The organism is Brevundimonas sp. UBA5713, assembly GCF_002419815.1.
Lineage (GTDB): Bacteria > Pseudomonadota > Alphaproteobacteria > Caulobacterales > Caulobacteraceae > Brevundimonas.
The window spans coordinates 42,681-48,913 of record NZ_DIGV01000053.1 but is presented as its reverse complement, the minus strand read 5'-3'; the positions used below and the strand labels follow the sequence as shown (position 1 = coordinate 48,913).

General features: G+C 62.5%; 4 protein-coding genes, 1 tRNA gene and 1 pseudogene. 2 read left to right on the top strand and 4 right to left on the bottom strand.

Features of this window, described 5'->3' with window-relative positions:
• From B3B04_RS13125 to B3B04_RS13115, 3 genes and pseudogenes are all read right to left on the bottom strand, one after another.
• Positions 1–2,059, bottom strand: a pseudogene (locus B3B04_RS13125) (3-hydroxyacyl-CoA dehydrogenase NAD-binding domain-containing protein); the annotation flags it as partial.
• Positions 2,060–2,076: 17 nt separating this feature from the next.
• Positions 2,077–3,282, bottom strand: coding sequence for an acetyl-CoA C-acetyltransferase (locus B3B04_RS13120; protein ID WP_292043518.1), 1,206 nt, complete (start codon positions 3,280–3,282; stop codon positions 2,077–2,079).
• A gap of 249 nt (positions 3,283–3,531) precedes the next feature.
• A complete protein-coding gene (locus tag B3B04_RS13115; RefSeq protein ID WP_292043517.1) occupies positions 3,532–4,770 on the bottom strand; it encodes a PQQ-dependent sugar dehydrogenase in 1,239 nt (412 codons plus the stop codon).
• 227 nt (positions 4,771–4,997) lie between these two features.
• On the opposite strand from B3B04_RS13115, the gene B3B04_RS13110 reads away from it, so the two are divergent.
• Positions 4,998–5,074 (top strand) — tRNA-Met (locus B3B04_RS13110).
• A 307-nt stretch (positions 5,075–5,381) separates the two neighbouring features.
• Positions 5,382–5,711, top strand: coding sequence for a hypothetical protein (locus B3B04_RS13105; RefSeq protein WP_292043516.1), 330 nt, complete (start codon positions 5,382–5,384; stop codon positions 5,709–5,711).
• 6 nt (positions 5,712–5,717) lie between these two features.
• On the opposite strand, the gene B3B04_RS13100 is transcribed toward B3B04_RS13105, so the two are convergent.
• On the bottom strand, positions 5,718–6,227 hold the full coding sequence (locus B3B04_RS13100; protein WP_422653065.1) for a manganese efflux pump MntP family protein: 510 nt from the start codon (positions 6,225–6,227) through the stop codon (positions 5,718–5,720).
• Positions 6,228–6,233 lie beyond the last annotated feature (6 nt).

Sequence of the window (6,233 nt, the reverse complement as noted above, 5' to 3'; positions counted from 1 at the left end):
GGCCAGACCGATCTGGTCGATGAAGGTGATCGGACCACCCGACCACGGCGCGAAGCCCCAGCCGAGGATGGCGCCGAGGTCGCCTTCACGCGGATCGTCGATCACGCCTTCTGCCCAGCAGCGCGCCACTTCGACGGCCTGACGGTACAGCAGACGGGTCTTGATCTCTTCGATGGTGTCGAAAGCTTCGGCGGTCTCGTTGAAGCCTTCGGTCTTGGTGACCGGAGCCAGCTCCGACAGACCCGGCCAGATGACCTTCGGCTTCTGGTCGTAGTCGTAGAAGCCCTTGCCGTTCTTACGGCCATAGCGGCCGCCTTCGACCATCTTGGCAACGATGTCTTCGCCAGCCGACGGGACATAGGCATCGCCCAGATCCTCGCGGGTCTGTTTGGCGATCTTGTACGACAGGTCCAGAGCGACGTCGTCGTGCATTTCCAGCGGGCCACGCGGCATGCCGGTGGCGCGGCCGATGTTGTCGATGGCGACCGGCGAGAAGCCTTCTTCCAGCAGCGCCATGCCTTCCATCAGATAGGTGGAGAAGCAACGCGAGGTGTAGAAGCCGCGGCTGTCGTTGACCACGATCGGGGTCTTCTTGATCTTCAGGACATAGTCCAGAGCCTTGGCCAGAGCCTCGTCCGAGGTCTTTTCGGCCATGATGATCTCGACCAGCATCATCTTGTCGACAGGCGAGAAGAAGTGGATGCCGATGAAGTCTTCAGGGCGATCCGAAGCCTCGGCCAGACCGGTGATCGGCAGGGTCGAGGTGTTCGAGCCGAAGATCGCGCCCTTCTCGAGCTGGGCTTCGGCGTTCTTGGTGACGGTGGCCTTGATCTCGCGGTTTTCGAACACGGCCTCGATCACCAGATCCGAACCCTTGATCAGGTTGTAGTCGGTGGTCGGGGTGATCAGGGCGAGGATGCCGTCAGCCTTCTCCTGGGTCATGTGACCGCGCGAGACGCGCTTCTGGATCAGGTCAACAGCGTACTGTTTGCCCTTCTCGGCGGCTTCCTGATTGGTGTCGATCAGGATGGTCTCGATACCGGCCATGGCTTGGACATAGGCAATGCCTGCGCCCATCATGCCTGCGCCAATGACGGTGACCTTCTTCGGATCCGACTTCGGAATGCCAGCCGGACGAACCGCGCCCTTGTCCAGTTCCTGCTTGGACAGGAACAGCGAGCGGATCATGGCCTGAGCCTGCGGGGTCATCAGGGTCTTGATGAAGTAGCGGGTCTCGATACGCAGACCGGCATCCATCGGCACCTGAACGCCCTCATAAACGGCCTTCATCATGTTCAGAACGGCAGGGTAGTTGCCATAGGACTGCTTGCGCAGGATGGCGTTGCCCATGATGAACACCTGGCCGCCGGCGGGGTGGTAAGGACCGCCGCCCGGGATCTTGAACTTGGGTTCATCCCACGGCTGGACGGCCTTGCCGCCGTTCTTGATCCAGGCCTTGGCCGCTTCGACCGACTGGCCGATTTCGACGACTTCATGCACGACGCCAGCCGATTTGGCATCGTTCGGACGCCACGACTTGCCTTCGGCCATCTGCATCAGAGCGGTCTGCACGCCGATCAGACGGGTCAGACGCTGGGTGCCGCCGCCGCCCGGGAACAGGCCGACCTTGATTTCCGGCAGACCCAGCTGGATCTTCGGATTGTTCTCGACCACGCGATAGTGGCAGGCGAGGGNNGAACTCGAGGCCGCCGCCAAGGGCGAGGCCGTTGATGGCTGCCGCCACCGGCTTGCCGCAGGTTTCCAGCGCACGGAAGGCACCGTTCAGTGCCCAGCCAGCGTCGAAGGCCGATTGCAAGTCACCTGCGCCCGACAGCATGCCCGACGCCATGTCGCCGAGGTCAGCACCGGCGCAGAAGCCCGAGGTCTTGCCCGAGGTCAGGACCACGCCCTTGATGGCGTCGTCGGTTTTGATCTTCTCGACCAGTTCCGGGATCTCTTTGATCACAGCGCCGGTCAGGGTGTTCATCGAACGGTTGGGTACGTCGAAGGCAACAACGGCAATACCGTCGGCATCGATTTCGATCTTGAAGTTTTCCATAGTCATTCGCTCCTAGATCAGACGCGTTCGATCACAGTGGCGGTGCCCATGCCGCCGCCGATGCACAGGGTGGCCAGAGCCGTCGACTTGTCCGAGCGTTCCAGCTCGTCCAGCACGGTGCCGAGGATCATGGCACCGGTGGCACCCAGCGGGTGGCCCATGGCGATAGCGCCGCCGCAGACGTTGATCTTGTCGTGCGGGATGTCCAGCGCCTGCATGTAGCGCAGAACCACAGCGGCAAAGGCTTCGTTCAGTTCGTACAAGTCGATGTCAGCCACCGACATGCCCAGCTTGCCCAGCAGCTTGCGGGTCACCGGTTCCGGACCGGTCAGCATGATCGACGGTTCCGAACCGATCGAAGCGCCGCCGAGGATCTTGGCGCGCGGCTTGAGGCCCAGTTGCTCGCCCAGTTCCTTCGAACCGATCAGCACGCCAGCGGCACCGTCCACGATGCCCGACGAGTTGCCTGGAGTGTGGACGTGGTTCACGCCAGCCACTTCGGGGTAGCGCTGGTTGATGACGGCATCAAAGCCCATGCCGCCCATCATGGTGAAGGACGGGTTCAGACCGCCCAGGGTCTGCATGTCGGTGTTCGGACGGATGGTCTCGTCGCGGTCAAGGCGCACCAGACCCAGTTGGTCCTTCACGGCCACAACCGACTTGGCAAAGCGCTTCTCTTCCCACGAACGGGCGGCGCGCTTGTGCGATTCGACCGAATAGGCGTCCACGTCATCGCGGCTGATGCCGTATTTCGAGGCGATCATGTCTGCCGACACGCCCTGCGGCACGAAGTACGACGGGAAGGCGGCCGACGGATCGGTCGGCCATGCACCGCCATCCGAGCCCATGGGCACGCGGCTCATGGCTTCGACGCCGCCGCCGATGGCCAGACCGGCTTCGCCCGACTTCACCTTGGCAGCCGCCACGTTCACGGCCTCGAGGCCCGAGGCGCAGAAGCGGTTCAGCTGTACGCCAGCGGTCTCTTGCGAATAGCCAGCGGCCAGAACCGCCGTGCGGGCGATCACCGAGCCCTGCTCACCCACGGGCGAAACCACGCCCAGGATGACATCGTCTACCTTGGAGGTGTCGAGGTTGTTACGGTCGCGCAGGGCTTCCAGAACTTGCGAAGCCAGGCTCAGAGCCGTGATTTCGTGAAGGCTGCCGTCTTTCTTGCCCTTGCCGCGGGGGGTCCGCACGGCGTCGTAGATATAGGCCTCGGCCATCGTGGTGCGTCTCTCTTTTGTTTTCGTGTTCCCAGCCGTCTCGGAGAACAGATGGGGATACGGTTTTGATTCTGCGACCCGCGCTGCGGCGCGAAGCCGCGGGCGCAGGTGCGAGAAGCTACGCCTAGAAAACCGACGTTTACGTCAACGTCAAGTAACAAGGCGCGTGAGAGACATAAGATGGCGCGATTATAATGACAATAGTGTCAATACAATCGCGCCGTGGTTTTATGGACTAGGGTTGTCGGATTAGCGAGCCAGACGGATCAGCTTGCCATCGTCCTCGTCGGTGATGACCCAGACGGCACCATCGGCACCGACCTTCACATTGCGGATACGGGTGTTCAGGCCCGACAACAGGCGCTCTTCGCCGACCACGCGGTCATTCTCGATGACCACGCGCACCAGATGTTGGCCGGCCAGACCGGCGATCAGGGCATTGCCTTCCCACTCGGGGAACATGCTGCCCTGATAGAAGGTCATGCCGCCCGGTGCGATGACCGGATCCCAATAATAGACCGGCTGGACGGTACCCTCGGCAGTGGGGCTCATGTCAGGGATCGCGTCGCCGTTGTACTCGATGCCGTAACCCGCGATCGGCCAGCCATAGTTGTTGCCCGGCTTGATCAGGTTCAACTCGTCGCCGCCGCGCGTGCCGTGCTCGATGGTCCACACCGCGCCGGTGCCCGGTTGGATCGCGATGCCCTGCGGGTTGCGGTGGCCATAGGTGAAGTTCTGCGGCAGGGCGTCCTGACGACCGACGAAGGGGTTGTCCTCCGGTACCGAGCCATCGGCATTGATGCGGATCACCTTGCCGTGGTGCGTGGCCAGGTTCTGGGCTTCGGGGCGCTTGGGCTTGTCCGAACGCTCGCCCACGGTGATGTAGAGCTTGCCGTCCGGACCAAATGCCAGCGCCGAGCCATAGTGTTTGTCGCCATCATAGGTCTGGGCGACCTGGAAGATGACCTGCACATTCTCCAGACGGGTGTTATCGTCCGACAGGCGGCCACGTGCCACCGCCGTGCCGTTGCCGCCCTCGCGCGGTTGGGCAAACGACACATAGACCAGACGGTCCTGTGCAAACGTCGGGCTGAGCGTCACGTCGAGCAGACCGCCCTGACCCTTGGCGTCCACGGCGGGCACGCCTGTGATCGGCGCGCCGACCTGACCTTCCTTGGTGACCAGACGCAGGCGGCCCGGCTTTTCGGTCACCAACCAATTGCCATCGGGCAACAGGGCCAAACCCCACGGATGCTCCAGACCCGAGGCGATCACGCTGTGGGTCAGCTGGCCTTGGGTAGCCACGCCCGGCGCGCGGGTCTGGCCTTCATGGGCTGGCTTTTGGTCGGGGTTGTTCGGGGCGCGGGTCTCGACCGGCGCGCCGGATGCCACGGGAGCGGCTGATTGTCCGGTGGCTCCGCAGGCGGCCAGCAGTGTCATGGCCGACACTGCGCTCAGGGCGAGCAGTTTACGGGCGACAAGCTTCATGAATGTGCTCCAAGGCATAGGGAAATGTTCGGAACCCAACTTACGGCACGGCTCTGGGATTACGACAGTATTTTATGTCGCGGCGTTAAACTGCAAATTTTCCATGCATAACCGCTTGAACCGAAAGGCAGGCGGCGATATAGGCACCGCTCTCGCGTTGGCCGATTGTCTTCGACCGGCGTGAAGCCTTCGCGGCTCGGATGCCTCGCGCATCCAAGGTGTGGAATGGTTGGGTAGCTCAGATGGTTAGAGCGGTGGATTCATAACCCACAGGTCGGCGGTTCGATCCCGCCTCCAACCACCACCTTCTTTTACGAAAAGCATCGCTGCCAAATTTGTGATCCTGCGGGCTTCGGCTCGCGATTGTATGCTGCACGGCACAAACGCTAGGCTCTCCCGCAGTGGCGCGTGTGGAGAGTGGCGTGGTTGATCTTCCGTCTTGGATTCAGGCTTGGGGCAGCGTGGCGGGCGTGGCCGCGGCCGCTGCGGGTGTTTAGGCCGCCTTCGCGGTCGTCAAACACTCCCATCGATTGGAACGGGCTCGAGAGGATGCGGCTCTGGCGGCACGTCGCGAAGTGGTTCACTTGCTGCTCGGGCGTTGTAAATCGGCTTTGAAGCGCGCCAAAGGAAAGTCGAGCGCCCGCAGCAAGACGCCCTTCAATCTCGATAATGTCTCGGCCACGGAAGGCGAAATGGATGAATGTATCCATGCGCTCAGCACGGTGGACCTGATGGACCTGCCTGATGCCGATGCGGTCAAACGGCTGATGGGGGCGCGTTATTGGATGAATGTCGCACGCCGTCGCGTGACGCGCGTACGCTCCAAGCTGGAAGGGGGCGAGCTCCCCAAGGGGGACGAATTTGACATGCCGCTCCGAATGCTCAGCGATTATTGCCAGTTCGACAAAGAGCCCGACGTCTCCGCCCTGTTCGAGCGATAGAAACGATCAGACGCCGATCACGCCCAGATGTTCGAGCAGGATCTTCAGGCCGAGCGTGATCAAGGCGATGCCGCCGACCAGTTCGACGATCTTGCCGAGGCGCGAGCCGGCGAACTTGCCAACCAGCAGGCCCAGTGTGGCAAGGCTGAAGGTGGTAAAGCCTATGCAGGCGGCGATCAGCCAGATGTTGGCGTCCAGCAATGCCAGACCCACGCCCACGGCACCGGCATCGATGGAGGTGCCGACGGCGGTGGCGATCACGGCCAATAGGCCCGCCTTGCCGCTCTTGCGGGCGGCTTCCGCAGNNTTCAGACCGACGGTCCCCAGAAGGCCGAAGGCGATCCAGTGGTCTACCTGTTCGACAAAACCCGCCGCCGCGACGCCGAGGCCAAAGCCGATCAGCGGGGTCAAAGCCTCGATCACACCAAAGATCAGACCGGTCTTGAGGGCTTGCGACAGGGTGGGGCGATTTTGCGCGCCGCGCCCGATGGCGGCAGCAAACGCGTCCGCAGACATGCTGAC

Coding starts and splice junctions, on each gene's coding strand:
- B3B04_RS13120 (WP_292043518.1), bottom strand. CDS start 3,282: ATGGCCGAGGCCTATATCTACGACGCCGTGCGGACCCCCCGCGGCAAG.
- B3B04_RS13115 (WP_292043517.1), bottom strand. CDS start 4,770: ATGAAGCTTGTCGCCCGTAAACTGCTCGCCCTGAGCGCAGTGTCGGCC.